15 protein-coding genes are annotated in these 15569 nt (G+C 46.9%); 7 read left to right on the top strand and 8 right to left on the bottom strand.

The features are described from left to right. Positions 1-11: 11 nt before the first annotated feature. The gene (locus OS145_RS08840) at positions 12-1226 is read right to left on the bottom strand and encodes an EAL and HDOD domain-containing protein (protein WP_006956029.1); all 1215 of its coding nucleotides are present in this window, start codon (positions 1224-1226) and stop codon (positions 12-14) included. A gap of 87 nt (positions 1227-1313) precedes the next feature. On the opposite strand from OS145_RS08840, the gene rssA reads away from it, so the two are divergent. Further along, positions 1314-2288 (top strand): patatin-like phospholipase RssA, encoded by a 975-nt coding sequence (gene rssA / locus OS145_RS08835; protein WP_006956028.1) that lies wholly within the window; start codon positions 1314-1316, stop codon positions 2286-2288. 81 nt (positions 2289-2369) lie between these two features. Here rssA and putP read toward each other — a convergent pair whose 3' ends face one another. The 7 genes from putP to pspF are packed head-to-tail and all read right to left on the bottom strand — an operon-like array spanning position 2370 to position 10328. Then, on the bottom strand, positions 2370-3893 hold the full coding sequence (gene putP / locus OS145_RS08830; protein WP_006956027.1) for a sodium/proline symporter PutP: 1524 nt from the start codon (positions 3891-3893) through the stop codon (positions 2370-2372). 17 nt (positions 3894-3910) lie between these two features. After that, the gene (locus OS145_RS08825) at positions 3911-4723 is read right to left on the bottom strand and encodes an ATP-binding cassette domain-containing protein (RefSeq protein ID WP_006956026.1); all 813 of its coding nucleotides are present in this window, start codon (positions 4721-4723) and stop codon (positions 3911-3913) included. Continuing rightward, positions 4720-5712, bottom strand: coding sequence for an oligopeptide/dipeptide ABC transporter ATP-binding protein (locus OS145_RS08820; RefSeq protein ID WP_006956025.1), 993 nt, complete (start codon positions 5710-5712; stop codon positions 4720-4722). Before OS145_RS08820 ends, OS145_RS08825 begins: the two co-directional genes overlap by 4 nt. A 1-nt stretch (position 5713) precedes the next feature. Continuing rightward, positions 5714-6607, bottom strand: a complete 894-nt coding sequence (locus tag OS145_RS08815) for an ABC transporter permease subunit (protein WP_006956024.1) — start codon at positions 6605-6607, stop codon at positions 5714-5716. Then, positions 6594-7622: an ABC transporter permease gene (locus OS145_RS08810; RefSeq protein WP_006956023.1), complete on the bottom strand. Its 1029-nt coding sequence runs from the start codon at positions 7620-7622 to the stop codon at positions 6594-6596. Before OS145_RS08810 ends, OS145_RS08815 begins: the two co-directional genes overlap by 14 nt. Beyond that, positions 7619-9241 carry an ABC transporter substrate-binding protein gene (locus OS145_RS08805; protein ID WP_006956022.1) on the bottom strand — a complete coding sequence of 541 codons (1623 nt, stop codon included), beginning with the start codon at positions 9239-9241 and terminating at the stop codon, positions 7619-7621. Before OS145_RS08805 ends, OS145_RS08810 begins: the two co-directional genes overlap by 4 nt. Before the next feature lie 4 nt (positions 9242-9245). Further along, positions 9246-10328: a phage shock protein operon transcriptional activator gene (gene pspF, locus OS145_RS08800; protein WP_006956021.1), complete on the bottom strand. Its 1083-nt coding sequence runs from the start codon at positions 10326-10328 to the stop codon at positions 9246-9248. A 204-nt stretch (positions 10329-10532) separates the two neighbouring features. Between pspF and pspA the strand changes: the two genes are divergently transcribed. The 6 genes from pspA to megL all read left to right on the top strand — a co-directional run bounded on the left by pspA (position 10533) and on the right by megL (position 15563). After that, the gene (pspA, locus tag OS145_RS08795) at positions 10533-11210 is read left to right on the top strand and encodes a phage shock protein PspA (protein WP_006956020.1); all 678 of its coding nucleotides are present in this window, start codon (positions 10533-10535) and stop codon (positions 11208-11210) included. A 23-nt stretch (positions 11211-11233) separates the two neighbouring features. Continuing rightward, on the top strand, positions 11234-11467 hold the full coding sequence (gene pspB, locus OS145_RS08790) for an envelope stress response membrane protein PspB (protein WP_006956019.1): 234 nt from the start codon (positions 11234-11236) through the stop codon (positions 11465-11467). Further along, entirely contained in the window at positions 11464-11847 is a 384-nt protein-coding gene (gene pspC / locus OS145_RS08785; protein ID WP_006956018.1) for an envelope stress response membrane protein PspC, read from the top strand. The genes pspB and pspC overlap by 4 nt, the downstream gene beginning before the upstream one ends. Continuing rightward, a complete protein-coding gene (locus tag OS145_RS08780; protein ID WP_006956017.1) occupies positions 11844-13208 on the top strand; it encodes a YcjX family protein in 1365 nt (454 codons plus the stop codon). The genes pspC and OS145_RS08780 overlap by 4 nt, the downstream gene beginning before the upstream one ends. Beyond that, entirely contained in the window at positions 13205-14182 is a 978-nt protein-coding gene (locus OS145_RS08775) for a TIGR01620 family protein (protein ID WP_006956016.1), read from the top strand. Before OS145_RS08780 ends, OS145_RS08775 begins: the two co-directional genes overlap by 4 nt. Positions 14183-14339: 157 nt before the next feature. Beyond that, positions 14340-15563 (top strand): methionine gamma-lyase, encoded by a 1224-nt coding sequence (megL, locus tag OS145_RS08770; protein WP_006956015.1) that lies wholly within the window; start codon positions 14340-14342, stop codon positions 15561-15563. Positions 15564-15569: the final 6 nt, after the last annotated feature.

The raw sequence follows: 15569 nt of genomic DNA, 5'->3' as shown, positions 1-15569 counted from the left end.
TGACGTCCTATTTAAGTTTTTGCGAAGGATTGACCCCATTGTTGTGCTTGTTGGTAATATTCAATCAGTTGTGCGGGTTTTATACGTAACCGCTGGGCTAATCGTTCAAGCTGCGTCCAGTTTCCCTGTTCTAAAACCTCACAGGTACGCAAGAAGAAAGCCATTGGACCCGTGCCTTCGATGAGTGGACGTTTTATTTCCTTAGCAATTGCGACGCCTGACAGGATCACCGTTAATTCGTTATCCATCATTGCATCGAGCTTCGATAGAACACCCGTCAAAAAGGCACTGGCAGGTTCTACTTTATACTGCTCATTATGTTGTGCTAAAAGCTCCATAAATCGGGCGCGAATAAACGAAAGTTTTATTAGTTCATCGGGCTTTCCGTCAGCGAGTGATGCGGCCGCAATCAGAGCGCTAAACTTACGAATTTCGACTTGACCTAGTCGCACAATCGCTTGTTGAATCGAATTAATTTCTGACTGCCGACGGAAAAAGGCTGAATTAACAAACTTGAGCAGTTTATAGGTCAAGCCAATATCTTGCTCGATCAGCTCGGCGACCGAGTCGATATGATAATTAGGTTCACTGGTGAGTTCGAGTAGGCGCATGCAAACGGCCTGTGAAGAGCTCAACACACGTTTTTGAATAAGTTCTGGGCGCGCAAAGAAATACCCTTGAAACAGTGTGAATCCGAGCGACTTGGCTTGTTGATACTCATCATAGGTTTCTATTTTTTCAGCCAATAAACGACCTGTAAAAAAACGCAAATCCTTAAGCAGCTGATTAATATGAGCGGTATTCATTGCACGAAAATCGACTTTTATAATGTCGACGTAGGGCAGGAATTCATGCCAGTCTGGATGATACTCAAAGTCATCTAATGCTATTTGGTAGCCTTCACCTTTATAACGTTGGACGGCTTCAAGAATGGCCGGTGTGGGTGGGATATCCTCTAAAAGCTCGATCACGGTTTTATCTGTCGGCAGCAGGCTGGGTAAGCCATCGAGTAAAGCGCTTTCAGAAAAATTTACAAAAGCAAAATTATTATCGGTTAATAATTTTACCCCGGCGTTGAACTCACTTCCTTCAACTAACCGTATAGTAGCCTCATCGGATGCGATATTAGGAAACGAATTATTTGGTCCATCTCGAAAAAGTAGCTCATATCCGTATATAGCTTTTGATTCGTTGAGTATGGGCTGACGAGCAACGTAAAAAAACACCGAGTAGACTCCACGCTTGTAATTAATCTATCCTTGACGTTAGTGTGAACAGTTTACGCATATTGTTAACAATTGGGAAGTCGCGACATGTCAGAAGTTAAAGTTGCTCTTGCGCTGGGTTCGGGAGCCGCAAGAGGCTGGTCTCATATTGGTGTGATTAAAGCGCTAGAAGAAATGGGCGTGCATATCAATATGGTTGCAGGTACCTCTATTGGATCGTTGGTAGGCGCGGGCTACGCCTCGGGCCGCATAGAGGAAATAGAAGACTGGGTTTTGAATATGGGTCGTTGGGAAGTTTGGAATCTTCTCGATTTTGGCTTCAACCAAGGCGGACTTATCGGTGGAGAAAAGGTATTCAATGTCGCTCGTGAGCAATTCGGGGCTAAAAAAATCGAAGACTTACCCATTACCTATGGCGCTGTGGCGACCGATCTTTACAGCGGTCGTGAAATTTGGTTGCGAAAAGGTGACTTATACGATGCTTCACGTGCTTCCAGCGCTATGCCGGGGGTTCTTGCTCCCACAGCATTTGATGGGCGATGGTTGATTGATGGTGGGCTAGTGAATCCAGTCCCCGTTTCGTTATGCCGAGCACTCGGTGCGGATTTCGTAATTGCTGTACACCTCAATTCGCAACTCAATGCGCGTGTCGCCGAGCAGCGAGGGCGTAGTATTCCACCCCAAACTGAAGCTGAGCAAGTACAAAAGGAAAAAATAGATGAAAACGAGGGCAACGCCGAGCATAGCTTCTTTGAGAACTTTTGGTCGAGCAGCAGTCACTACATTGATAATTTAAAAGATAGGTTCAAGGCGAATCCTCATAAACCACCCGGTATGTTTAGCGTCATGTCAGGAGCAATTGATATTATGCAAGAGCGTATTACAAAGGCTCGAATGGCGGGTGATCCGCCCGATATTTTAATTCAGCCCAAACTCGGACATATAGGCATCATGGAATTTGATCGCGGTAAAGAGGGTATCGAGATTGGCTACGAAACGACTAAGCGGATGGAAGGCTTAATTATGGACGAAATCCAACTGTATGCTGAGCGTCGCGGCTGAAACCTCACTTCCGAAAACATAAAAAAAGCCACCGTTAAGGTGGCTTTTTAGTATCTAACTGCAGCGTCTAACTACTTAGCTTTACTTGGCAGTGTGATAATGGTCATCCATGATCTGTTCCATTTCGTCGAACTTATCACGGAGGTTTTGGTCGGGTTCTGCCGTTACCAAGCTACCGACGATGATAGCGATAGTCGAGATAATGAAACCTGGAACGATCTCATATACGTACGCGCTTAGATGCTCGCCGCCAACGGTTGGACCGTAGATCCAGATAAGGACAGTAATAGCACCTAACAGCATACCGGCAAGTGCACCGTGACGGTTCATACGACGCCAGAATAAGCTTAAAATAACGACTGGACCAAAGGCTGCACCGAAACCGGCCCACGCGTTAGATACGAGTGAGAGAATCGTGTTTTCGGGGTTCCACGCTAACCAAATAGCGACTAAAGAGACGAGTAATACAGAAATTCGCCCGACGGCTACAAGCTCTTTATCAGACGCATCTTTGCGTAAGAACGCTTTATAGAAGTCCTCGGTGAGTGAACTTGAGCTCACTAACAGCTGCGAAGAAATGGTACTCATGATAGCCGCAAGAATCGCTGCTAGCAGGAAGCCACCAATCAGCGGATGGAATAGGAACTGCGAGAAAATGATGAAAATCGTTTCCGCATCGTTCAGCGTCATTTGAGTTTCCGCCACATAAGCAATACCAACAAAGCCTGTCGCCATGGCACCGATGATTGACACAAACATCCAGCTAATACCAATGCGACGTGCGTTTTTGATATCACTCACTGAGCGGATCGCCATAAAGCGCACGATAATGTGGGGTTGACCAAAATACCCCAGACCCCAAGCGAGCAAGGATATGATACCGAGTGCGGCGAGACTTTCCCCGGTGGAGCCGTCCATAAAGAAGTCGAGGAATTGGGGGTTGATGTCTTTGACTTGACCAACCACGTCGCTGTAACCACCGAGCTCTGCAAAAGCGACGATCGGCACCAATACCAGTGCGACAAACATGATACAGCCTTGCACAAAGTCCGTCATACTGACGGCTAGGAAACCACCGAACAGGGTGTACGCGCAGACAACACCAGCGGTTACCCATAAGCCTGTCGTGTAGTCCATGCCGAAGGAGCTATCAAATAGCTTACCCCCTGCGACTAAGCTCGCTGATGTGTATAACGTAAAGAAGATAATGATAACGACGGACGAGAAAATACGTAGCGCACGGCCTTTATCATTAAAGCGGTTAGCAAAATAATCCGGAATGGTAATCGCGTCATCGGCTACTTCAGTGTATGTGCGCAATCTGGGTGCGACAATCACGTAGTTAAGATAGGCGCCAATGACCAAACCCACAGCAATCCATAGTTGCGATACGCCGGCAACATAAATCGCTCCGGGTAGACCCATCAACATCCAACCACTCATGTCAGACGCACCTGCAGACAACGCTGTCACAGCGGGCCCTAACCCACGGCCACCTAGCATATAGCCAGAAACCGAGTCGGTTGACTTCTTATAGGCATATAAGCCAATGCCCAGCATGACAATGAAGTACAGCGCTAGCGATATCAGAGTACCTGTTTCCACATTAAACTCCTGTCTTGTTATTCGGTAACCTTAGCGCTCGAGTTACCGGTTATTTGAGAATGATTAATTAAGTGTTCATGCAACAAGGCTTGTACGTAAGGTTGTTGCTTCTCTGTTAATAAACGTTCTGTTTCATTAAACGCGATCATTTTACCACGATATAAAATTAAGATCTTGTCAGCAATATGTTTCACGATCTGTGGCGAATGTGTCACGATAATATAAGAAATACCCATATCTTTTTGAAGATCGAGCATTAGATTAATAATTTGTGCTCTAACGGATGGGTCGAGTGCGACCAAAGCCTCATCAGCTACGACGATTTGCGGATCCAAAATAATGGCTCGCGCAATCGCGACACGTTGCTTTTGTCCGGTCGAGAGCATGTGCGGATAAAACGCCGCATGCTCTGCCAGCAAGCCCACCTTACGTAAAGTACTGTGAATCAGCTGTTTTCGTTCACTATTGGACATTTCGCGATTAAATAAGAGAGGCTCTTCAAGCTGTTGACCTACTGTTAATTGCTGGTTCAAAGATTTATCGCTGTCTTGAAAGACCATACGAATATTTTGGCAACGACGCTTGGATTGTGCGTAATTCAGCTTTTGACCATTTAAATACAGTTCACCGCCAGATGGCGCTTCGACACCGGCAATAATTTTAGAGAGCGTGGATTTACCTGAGCCTGTTTCGCCCATAATAGCGAGCGTTTCGCCCGCTTCAAGTGTGAAGGAAGTCGGTTCTAAAGCGACTGACTTCTTACTCCACGGCCAAGAACGGCGTGGTCTGAAGGTCTTAAATAAATCGACCGCTTCGAGTAAGTGACTCATGCTTCAGGCTCATTTAAAGGGAAGTGACAATAATAGCTCTGCTCATCGCGATGGCGGACCAACGGCGCTTTGACACACTGTTTTTGCGCGTATGGACAACGAGGTCCCAATCGGCAGCCAATGGGCATATGGCGCAATGTAGGCACGGCACCGGGCAAACTCGGTAACTTGGATTTAGGCTCAAGTTCCGCGTGTGCTTGGAGACTCATTTTTATCATCGCATCGGTGTAAGGATGAGCAGGGCGGTTTAATACAGTTTCCGTATCACCGTGCTCCATCATTTGGCCGCAGTATAACAGTGACACACGTTGGGTTGCGGGTAAGATTGAGGCGACATCTTGAGTAATTAAAAGTACCGACATGCTCTGACTTACCGCAAGCTTTCCCAATAACCGTTGGATTTGATCCTTCGTCGAAGGCTCCATTGCTGTTGTCGGTTCATCGGCGATCAGCAACTTGGGGCGGTGGGCGATTGCAATGGCAATACTCACTTTTTGAGCAATACCCTCCGAAAGCTCATAAGGGTAACTTTTCATAATGGCATCATGATCGCGAATACCGACCCGGTGAAGCAATTGAGCAACGCGTGTTTTGCGGTCGATTCTGCGATGCATAAAAGTGCCCGTTACGTCTCCGGCAGGGATAGCTTCAGTAATTTGTTCTGCGACGGTTGAGTTAGGATCGAGATAGGCTAATGGATCTTGAAAAATCATAGCCATATCGCGACCGGTTATCGCGCGACGCTGTTTGGGCGTCATCGCCAGCAAATCTTTGCCATTCCACCAAAGCCTGTCAGCAGTAACGTCCCAAAGCGGATTCAATACTCCAATTACGGCTTTAGCGAGAAGACTCTTACCGGAGCCCGATTCACCCACTAATGAGTGAACCTCACCTTCTTTTAACTGCAAGCTGACTTTGTCGAGCACACGCACACGTCCGTGAGGGCCATCCATTTCAATCGTGAGATTACGAATATCCAATAGGTCCATACTAGGTGTCCATGCGTTGTTTAATGGCGCGACGTAAGCTATCACCTACAACGTTGATGGCCATTATGGTGGCAAAGAGTGATAATCCAGGGAGCACCATACTCCACGGCGATAGGTATACCTCATCTAGGCTACGAGCAAGCATGCTCCCCCATTCGGGGGTTGGACTTTGTACACCTAACCCCAAAAAGCTGAGTGCGGCAATATCCATAATCGCGACCGATAGCGCGACGGTCAGCTGCATCACCAAAATAGGCGTAATATTGGGTAAAATCACCCGATACATGAGATACGTGTTACTACATCCATTTAAGCGTGATGCAGTGACGTAGTCCTTTTGCCATTCTTGATAGACCGCGTTCCGAGTAACGTAAATAAATTGCGGAACAAGCGACAGCGTAATGGCAATAATCGCGTTACCAAGCCCCGCTCCTAAAATCGCAATAAGCACTAGAGCGAGTAAAAAAGAGGGAATTGTTAGTAATCGATCCAGCGTCCGGCCCAAAACACGCAACTTTGATTTTGTATCTGCACCGACCATAGCACCAATGAAAATTCCGATAGTCGAAGCTAGAATCACCATGATGATAGGTAGTCCAAAACTGAAGCGCCCACCAATTAGCAGGCGTGATAACATATCGCGTCCCAAGTCGTCTGTACCAAACAGGAATTGCATATTGCCGTCATGTGTCCAACTTGGTGGTAAGGCAACGGCATCAACAAATTGAACATTGGCAGAATAGGGCGTTATCACAGGTGCAAGAATCACCAGCACTAATAAGGCGCCAAGTAACCAGAGCGAGATCATCGGCGCTAAGCGCCGTTTGAACGCAAACCAAACGAGCTGTAAGGGCGATGGATTGCGATCTTGGTAATATAATTCAATATCCGCCATATCGTTCTTCTCGAGTCATAGGAAAACGCCAGCCGCGGTAAATTTCAACTAATAAATTCAGCACTAAAATTAACCCCATGAGAGTAAACAAGACCATCTGAATAATGGGATAATCTCGCTCGATAATCGCCTTTAACAACCAAGCCCCTGCACCTGGCCAATTAAAAATATGCTCTACGATTACTAAGTTGGCCATCATCAAGCCAAAAATAAATGTCATTTGTGGTAAAACATCTTGCAGCACATTGGGTAGCGCATGTTTGAATAAGAGCCGTTTCTGACTCAGTCCACGTGCTCGGGCTGCTTTCACATAAGGTTTCTGCAACACCTCAATGGTTTGGTTTCGAGTAATGCGCAGCAACAGCATGGACGGCAAACTTGAGAGGGTCAGCACGGGCAGCACAAGGTGTAAAAGCGCATCTTGGAGTGCAGCCAGCTTGTATTGGCTATCACTGAGCAAAATATCGATAATGACTGAACCTGTGATTGAATCGATCGCATACAGTGGATTGATTTGCCCGGTGATGGGGAGCCATTCGATTTGTACAGCGAACAAGAGAATTAAGAGCTGAGCGAGCCAAAACACGGGTATCGAATAGCCTGTCATGGCACTAGTCAAAATAAACTTGTCTAAATTGTGACGAAAATAATTAGCAGCCAGCATGCCGAGTGGCAAGCCGATCAGTACCGCCAGCGCAAAACTTAACAACACCAGCTCGGCACTCACCACTAAGTAAGTCGCCGCATCTTGCCAAACGTCGTTACCTGTCGACAGTGAGAGCCCCCAGTCAAATTGGGTGATATGCGCCAAATAATTTACATATTGTTGAATAACGGTACTGTCAAAAGCGCGACTCTCTAATGTTGCATTGTAAGCGGCCTGTCCATCTCGTATTCCGCTCATATTGGTAAGCGGATCCCCCGGGAACAGCCAATTAAGTGAAAACGTGACGACACTTAACACCAGAAGCGCTAAGAAGAAATAAAATAAGCGAGTCATTAAATAACGGGTCATTGGGCAGGTAGCTCCTTCCCTGCAAGTCTAAAGCTGATACCGCCATAAGGTGGCAGCTCCACGCCCTTGACGTACTCTCGTTGCGCCTGATAACGCATTGAGTGGGCAATCGGCAACAAGGGTTGTTGCTGCATCAGCAACTGCTGTGCGGAGTGATAAAGCTGCTTTCTTTGAGCATTATCCGTAGTTGAAATCGCTTGGTAAAGAATCTGATCGAAGCCGTTATGACACCAATTAGCGCGGTTGCTGCCACTTGCAACCGCTGCACAACTTAGCAAGGGTCGGAAAAAATTATCAGGATCGGCATTATCGGCATACCAACCTATCAATACGGTATCGTGCTCCGAGCGGCTTAGCCGACGTCTGAATGTATTCCATTCGTAGCTTATAATGCGTGCATCAACACCCACCTCTGCCAAGTCTGACTGCATTAACTCCGCCATACGGCGCGCGTTTGGATTGTACACGCGCTGTACCGGTATAGCCCATATATCCATTTTAAATCCACGCGGGATTCCCGCTTCTCTGAGCATCTTGCGCGCCTTTTCTGGATTATAGTGATACTTAAGTTCTGCATCTGAAGACGCCCAAGAAGTGGGCGGTAATATGGATTCTGCTAACTCGGCATTACCGTAGTAAATTGTATCAATGATGGCTTCGCGATTGATCGCATAGCTCAATGCTTGTCGAACTCTAGGGTCGTCGAAAGGAGGTCGTTGAGTATTAAAAGCCCAGAACGACACATTAGGACTTACCTCCGATCGAACCTCAATTTCTTTCCGGTTCAATGACTTCAACTCACTGACGAGTGGATAAGGAATGACATCACACTCGCCGGTCACCAACTTCAGCATGCGCTTGTTAGCGTTAGGCGTTATGGAGAACACTAGACGCTCGATACTCGGTCCTTGACGCCAATAGCTTTCGTGGCGTTGATAGCGAATGTAATAATCCTTTTTAAAAGCAACGAATTTAAAAGGGCCCGTGCCGATGGGCCGCTTATCGATAAGTTCACGTTGGCGATTGCTCGCCAATTGATCCGCATACTCTTTGGATAAAATAATGGCAAAGTCAGTCGCTAAATTTGCAAGAAAAGAGCTATCTGGATGCGTGAGAATGATATCAACCGTGTATGGATCAACTTTCTGAACTTGGGAAATTAACTGATCTAAGCCGGTTGCCGCAAAGAACGGATAGAAACCGCCTCCAACAGAATGATAAGGCGCATCGCTATCGAGCCAGCGTCGGAAACTGAAGACGACATCATCCGCGTTGAAGTAACGCGATGGGGTGAAGTAATCGGTATCGTGAAACGTCACATTACGGCGTAAATGAAAACGATAGCGCTGACCGTTATCAAGCGCTTGCCAGTCGGTGGCAAGTGCACTGACAAAGCTCTGCTGTACCGCATCATAGTCGATTAGACGGTCATACAATTGGGATGCTGTGGCATCAACCGTGGTGCCCGAGGTGACGCGTTGAGGGTTGAAACTCTCAGGATTTCCCTCGGAGCAATAAATAAGACCATCCTGTAACGGTTCAGGCACTTGTGTTTGTTCACTACAACTCAGCAGCAAAAAACTAGTCAGTGCGGTAACTATAATCGACTGTTTAGACATTATTTTATTGCGTTCCCTCAAGCAGTTGATACTTTTTCAAGTAACCGCGCAACTGATGATAAGTAAGACCTAAGTGTTTAGCCGTGCGTTTTTGGTTATATTGACACAGTTTGAGTGCCTCGGTCAGCAATTGAATCTCGAATTGTTGCGATTGCTCCTTTAAATCGATGGGCTGCTCGATGGAGACCGGTGATAGGATTGATTCGTTAGCCGACTGCGTCGCGGCTGGACTCTCATCCTGCTCGACGCTTTGTGTCTCCGGTACCGGTCGAGTTGCCTCGGTCGATTGACTACGCGCTGGACGGTAGGGACTATCAAAGGCGTCGAAGATGATATCGCTGACCGGTATGTGACCATTACCTGTTCGATAGACGCTGCGTTCGATCACATTCTTTAGCTCACGTACATTGCCTGGCCAATGATAATCCATCAGCGCCCGCTTAGCGCGCTCACTGAATCCACTAAACAACTCATATTCAAGTTCACGCGCCATATTAATAGCAAAGTGTTCTGCCAGTATCATAATGTCTTCACGACGATGCCGCAGTGGTGGCAGAGTGATAACGTCGAAAGCCAAACGATCGAGTAAGTCATGACGAAACTGACCTGCGTCAGCGAGGCTGGGCAAATCCTCGTTAGTGGCGGCAATCAAACGCGTATCCACTTTAATAGGGCGCGTGCCACCGACGCGCTCGAATTCACCGTACTCGATGACACGCAGTAGTTTTTCCTGAACCAACATCGACGTATTAGCGAGCTCATCTAAAAACAAACTGCCACCGTCGGCACGTTCAAAGCGGCCTTCGTGTTTTTTTGATGCGCCGGTAAATGCACCAGACTCATGACCGAACAACTCACTCTCTAGCAAATTATCGTTTAGCGAGGCACAATTCAGCGTAACGTATTTCTGGTCCCAGCGTTGGGATAGATAATGACAACGCGCGGCAATGAGTTCTTTACCCGTTCCTCGCTCGCCGATAATAAGGATGGGTTTATTTAAAGGTGCGACTTGAGAGACATGCTCAAGCACTTCAATGAAGCTATTGGATTGGCCTATCAGATTATCGGAGGGGCGGCTTCGGCTCATTTGATTATTTTTCCAGCTTTATAGTTATTTTTGCTAATTATTAGTCAAATTCACATAAAAAGGCAAGTATTAAAAATTGAACGCATTGAAAAACATTAATAAAATCAAACCATTACATAAAAAATATAAATTGGCGCAAATATTGAATGGATCTTGGCACGGTCGTAAGACCCAATTTGTATTTAACACCAAGGGGTATTAATTATGGGTATCTTTTCACGCTTTAGCGATATTGTTAACTCAAATATCAACTCACTGCTTGATAAGGCAGAAGATCCACAAAAAATGGTGCGTCTAATCATTCAAGAAATGGAAGACACACTTGTTGAGGTACGTTCGACATCAGCACGTTTGATTGCTGAAAAGAAAGATGTGCAACGTCAGCAGCAACGCGTCGAGCACGAAGTGTTGGACTGGGAAAATAAAGCGGAGTTGGCGCTATCTAAAGAGCGCGAGGACCTCGCGAAGCAGGCTTTGATCGAGAAGCAAAAAGCGCAGCAAGCGGTCGACTCATTACAGCAAGAGTTAGAGCGAGTTGATGAAAGCTTGTCGAAACTCAACGATGAAATTTCGCAGTTGCAGGAAAAACTCGCGGATGCCAAGGCACGTCAGAAAACAATTATGATGCGAGAAAAAACTGCATCAAGCCGTTTGCAAGTGCGTAAACAGGTGGATAGCGGCAAAGTAGATGAAGCGATGATGAAGTTCGATCGTTACGAGGCCAAAATTGATGATATTGAAGCACAGGTTGATGCTTACGATATGGGCAAGCGAACTTTACGTGATGAATTTGCAGAGCTCGAAAATGAGAGTAAAGTGACTGATGAACTCGAGGCTTTAAAAGCGCGCATGAACGCAAAAAAGAACGAGAACAGTCAATAACTTAGCCTTTAGGACAAAGCAACATGGACTTTCTAGAGTTTTTGATGGCGCCCATTATCATATTTTTGGTGATTGTCGCCCCCATTTGGTTGATTCTTCACTACAAAAGCAAGCGAAATGCGAGCCAAGGTATTAGTGAAGAAGAACGCAGCCAATTGAATCAAATGAGTGAGCGAGTAGAAAAAATGCGTGAACGCGTACAAACGCTTGAGCGCATCTTAGATGCTGACTCACCTAGCTGGAGGGAACACAAATGAGTGCTACTGAACGCAAACGTCAGCTCCAACGCAACACTGAAACAGGCAAGATTGCCGGCGTATGCGCCGGTCTTGCCGACTACTTAAACATCGAAACCTGGGTGGTGCGGCTGATTTTTTTCACCGGCCTTATTTTCTCTCAAGGTTTCTTTCTCATACTGTATATCGCGGGTTGGTTAATTTTAGATAAAAAGCCGCGCTCGGAAGGGCATCTTGATATGCACATCAAGACGCGTGTGTATGGTGGTGGTAAACCCGCAAGCCAAGCTGTTGTAGAAATGGAACAAGAGTTGAAATCGTTGGATGAACAAGTGCAACGGATGGAAAAATACGTCACTTCAACACAATACAATTTGAACCGTGAATTAAAACAGCTGTGATTTCACTGAAAAAGACTCAACAACAAACCCGCGATCTCATCAATCGTGGGTTTGATCGTCATATTAGACTGGCGGTTACAGGCCTCAGCGGTGCGGGCAAAACGGCACTCATTACCGGTATGCTTGAGCAAGTGCTGAACGGTTACGATGCGAAGCAGTTAGCGTTCTGGCAAGTTAAACATTCTGGCCGTTTGCTAGGCAGTCGTCTGATAGAGAATCGTGATTGGTCGACGCCACGGTTCGCGTATGAAGAGGCGGTGAAAGTGCTTACTTCAGCACATCCAAGTTGGCCCTCGTCTACGCGTGACGTGAGTGAAATTCGCTTTGAAATCAAATATCAGCCACGTTCTGGTCTTGCTAAACATCTAATGGATGAGCGTCGACTCGTGGTTGAGTTGGTCGACTATCCCGGTGAATGGTTATTAGACTTACCACTACTGCAAAGCCATTACGGTGCGTGGTCCGCTCAGCAGAACCAATTGAATCAACACGGCGAGCGCGCCAACCATTTTGCGTCATGGTATCAGCAGGCTCAATCGCAACTTGAAAATGGACCTGTATCTGATACGACCCTGCGAGAGCTGGCACAGGGTTACCAGCAGGCTTTAAAATCAGCTCAAGCAGCGGGCTTTTACAACCTGCAACCAGGTCGTCATTTGCTTCCGGGACAACTCGAAGGAGCGCCTGTATTGGCATTTTTCCCTTGGCCATTCAGCGATCAAAACGCTACGCAATTTGAACATTTAAAGCGCGTATTTGAGCGTTATAAGGAACAGGTCATCAAACCGTTTTATAAGAATCACTTTCAGGGATTTAATCGACAAGTGATTTTGGTCGATGTGCTCACCGCGCTCGAACAGGGAAAGGCGCGGTTTGATGAGCTGATAGAAACGCTCACAGGTCTGTTAAATAGTTTTGAATATGGCGAGAACGCGCTGTTGAGGCGGATAATTTCACCCGCTATCGATAAAGTAGCGTTGGTAGCGTCCAAAGTCGACCATGTGGGACCGGATGGGCAACAGGCACTGAATCAATTGTTAGCTGAGATGTTACGTCGTTCACGTCAGCACTTTCAGTTTGAACGGATCGAACATGAACTATTCGCCGTGGCCGGTATTGCAACCAGTAAAGCAGGGCGTTTAAGCGATGGTACCGTGGTGTTAGACGGTTACTTAAAAGGCAATCAAAAAGTGCGTATTGGCGCACCTGCGGTTCCTACGCAGTTACCCAATGCCGATCAGTGGCAGCAGGGCTTTGAATTTCCACAATTCGTTCCGCACTTTAGCGCCGCTGATTCCCCCTTACCGCACATTCGGCTCGATCAGCTACTCGAGTTTCTGTTAGGAGATAAGTTGAAGTGAAGCAGGATACCCAATTAAAGTTCTATGCCATTGATGAGCCGATTGATAAGGTCGAAGATACGACTGCCGATATGAATGCCGAAGCTGCTGAAACTATCGCGATATCAACGCGGCGAAAAGGTCAAACTAAACTACGAAAATTGGCACTGGTGACCGTTGTTGCTGTTTTCATCGGGGTGCTCACCGAGACGATACTTGGCATCTATGGGGCCTTTCAATCGTCATTCTGGCTTGGCAGTCTCTGGCTTGTCGTGAGTGTACTGCTATGCCTAACGCTATTTGGATTTTTTATCCGTGAATGGTGGTTGTTAAGAAAGCTGAAGCAACGTTGGCAGATGCAGGCGCACTTTGATGAGCAATCACACATCCAAGCATTACACCGGCCCGATTTAGAACAACAATGGCAGCAACAGCGTCAGTCGCACTGGAACGAACAAGAAATCGCGACACGCTTTGAGCAGGATATTTTAGCGAATGTCGATCAGACAGCGATGCGACGAATTCGCAAATGGTCCTTGGAAGCTGCCGCATTGGTCGCTATCAGTCCAAGTAGCCTCGCCGATATGCTACTGCTGCTTTGGCGTAATCAACGCATGATCAGTGAACTGTCGCGCCTTTACGGAGTGAAGCTCGGTTATTGGAGCCGCATTAAATTATGGCGTCATATACTGACAAACTTAGCTTATGCGGGCGTGAGTGAGCTTATCGTTGATATGGGTAGCCAATGGTTAAGCACCGAGTTGGTTGCACGTTTCTCAGCACGAGCGGCACAAGGCGTCGGTGCAGGGTTACTGACAGCCCGTTTAGGGTTACAAACTATACGACTCGTTAGACCTTTACCTTACGTACACACGCAAAAACCGAGCTTACTATCCATGCAAAAGCTGTTGGTGAAGGATTTAGCAAAACAGTTTCCAACAATGTTTAAAAATAAATCTGAACACGCTCCAAGCGATACCAGTCAATCATTGTAGCTGGTTAGACCAGTTAAGTGGAAAAATAGCGTTACAGCTGCCTAAATAAATGTCGGTGGTCGAAGCATTGCCTTTTGATAGTGACTCACTGCACTCTTATTCCATAACAAAAATATGACAAATGAATATTTTTTAGTCGTGACTTTGGGACGGAATAATGAGCGCAGATAAGCAGTCAACGGAACATCATCAGCTAGCCACGCAAGTCATCCATGGCGGTAAAGCACCGCAGGATCCCGAGGGTGCATTGGTTGCTCCGTTGTATCAGACATCGACATTTAAGTTTAGTCATTCTGACCAGGGTAGTGCCCGATTTGCGGGTGAAGAGCCAGGCTATATTTACAGTCGCCTCGGTAATCCAACTGTTACGCAACTAGAAACTCGTGTAGCCGCGCTTGAAGGCTTTTCAGCAGCCGCCGCAAGTGCTACCGGCATGGGAGCGATTGCAGCGACGACCATGGCACTCGTACGCTCGGGGGATCATGTGTTGGTCTCGGACGCAATTTATGGCTGTAGCTTCGCATTGTTCAGCGATTTATTTGAGCGTTTTGGTGTAGAAGCCGAGTTTATCGATATGGCTGACGCAAGTCAGGTCACAAAGCATCTGCGCGATAATACGCGCTTCGTGTTTCTTGAAACGCCCGCTAATCCACATTTGAAACTACTCGATATCGCAGCAATTAAGACGGCGATGGGTGCTAGTGCAGCCAAACTTATTGTCGACAACACCTTTATGACCCCCCTGTTGCAACACCCGAAGTCATTGGGGGCCGATATTGTGATTCATAGCGCCACGAAATTTCTAAACGGCCACGGTGATGTGGTTGCAGGTATCGTATGTGGTGACGAGGAAACCATCGCCGATATCAAAATGACAACGCTAAAAGATATGGGCGCGACGATGAGCCCGCATGATGCGTGGCTCATTTTACGAGGGCTTAAAACACTCGACGTTCGCATGCAACGACATTGCGATAATGCCGAGAAGGTCGTGAGTTTCTTACAACAACACGAACTTATTAAGAAAATTTATTATCCAGGATTAGCAAGTCATCCCAAACACGATTTGGTGGGGTCGCAAATGCAACGTGCAGGCGCTGTTATCGCGTTTGAGCTACATAGCGACGAGCAGGGCGCGCGGGCATTTCTTGATGCGCTGGATATGATTGCACTCGCAGTGAGTTTAGGTGATGCCGAGACTTTGATTCAACATCCAGCGTCCATGACGCACTCACCGTATACCCCGGAGGCACGCCAAGCTGCGGGCATTAGTGATACGTTACTGCGTATTGCCGTGGGTTTAGAGGATGCTAACGATATCATTGCCGATCTCAAACAAGCGCTTGATAGTGTTGCCAGCCGCTGGCGTGATTCGGCATAGCCATAC

Origin of the sequence: Idiomarina baltica OS145, from assembly GCF_000152885.1 — a bacterium.
Taxonomy (GTDB): Bacteria; Pseudomonadota; Gammaproteobacteria; order Enterobacterales; family Alteromonadaceae; genus Idiomarina; species Idiomarina baltica.
The sequence above is the reverse complement of the archived record's forward strand: the minus strand, read 5'-3'. Positions and strand labels throughout refer to the sequence as shown.

Bases quoted from the DNA above. Each gene is read 5' to 3' on its own strand.
- rssA (WP_006956028.1), top strand. From the start codon at position 1,314: ATGTCAGAAGTTAAAGTTGCTCTTGCGCTGGGTTCGGGAGCCGCAAGA.
- OS145_RS08825 (WP_006956026.1), bottom strand. From the start codon at position 4,723: ATGAGTCACTTACTCGAAGCGGTCGATTTATTTAAGACCTTCAGACCA.
- OS145_RS08820 (WP_006956025.1), bottom strand. From the start codon at position 5,712: ATGGACCTATTGGATATTCGTAATCTCACGATTGAAATGGATGGCCCT.
- OS145_RS08815 (WP_006956024.1), bottom strand. From the start codon at position 6,607: ATGGCGGATATTGAATTATATTACCAAGATCGCAATCCATCGCCCTTA.
- OS145_RS08810 (WP_006956023.1), bottom strand. From the start codon at position 7,622: ATGACCCGTTATTTAATGACTCGCTTATTTTATTTCTTCTTAGCGCTT.
- OS145_RS08805 (WP_006956022.1), bottom strand. From the start codon at position 9,241: ATGTCTAAACAGTCGATTATAGTTACCGCACTGACTAGTTTTTTGCTG.
- pspF (WP_006956021.1), bottom strand. From the start codon at position 10,328: ATGAGCCGAAGCCGCCCCTCCGATAATCTGATAGGCCAATCCAATAGC.
- pspA (WP_006956020.1), top strand. From the start codon at position 10,533: ATGGGTATCTTTTCACGCTTTAGCGATATTGTTAACTCAAATATCAAC.
- pspB (WP_006956019.1), top strand. From the start codon at position 11,234: ATGGACTTTCTAGAGTTTTTGATGGCGCCCATTATCATATTTTTGGTG.
- pspC (WP_006956018.1), top strand. From the start codon at position 11,464: ATGAGTGCTACTGAACGCAAACGTCAGCTCCAACGCAACACTGAAACA.
- megL (WP_006956015.1), top strand. From the start codon at position 14,340: ATGAGCGCAGATAAGCAGTCAACGGAACATCATCAGCTAGCCACGCAA.